This window comes from Clostridium sp. UBA5119, from assembly GCF_002414285.1.
Taxonomy (GTDB): Bacteria; Bacillota; Clostridia; order Clostridiales; family Clostridiaceae; genus Clostridium_J; species Clostridium_J sulfidigenes.
In genome coordinates, this window is the sequence record NZ_DHYX01000103.1 from 52618 (window position 1) to 52942 (window position 325).

The 325-nt window shown below is 32.3% G+C and carries 1 pseudogene; it reads left to right on the forward strand.

From position 1 onward, the window contains the following. Window positions 1–325 (forward strand): annotated as a pseudogene (locus tag B2671_RS16060) (phosphohydrolase); the annotation flags it as partial.

Here is a 325-nt window from a genome sequence, read left to right on the forward strand (position 1 = left end):
TAAATTTTCAGTGGATTTGACTCTTATAGCTATGGTCAATGCAGTAATAGTTCCAATGGTATTAAAAAGGGTTCAGCAAAGAAATGACATATTGTATTCTTCATTGCTCATTGGAGCTATAAATGTAGTATTTACTGGTGCCATGGGATATTTCCTAAGTACTAATGTGACTAGTATAATCAATAAGGCTATGCTTACAGGAGTATCTGCTATAGTTTCAGGAATATTAGCCATAGGAATACTACCAGTTTTAGAAAATATATTTGACGTATTAACTAATATTAAACTTCTAGAGTTAGCTAACCCTAATCATCCCTTAATGAGG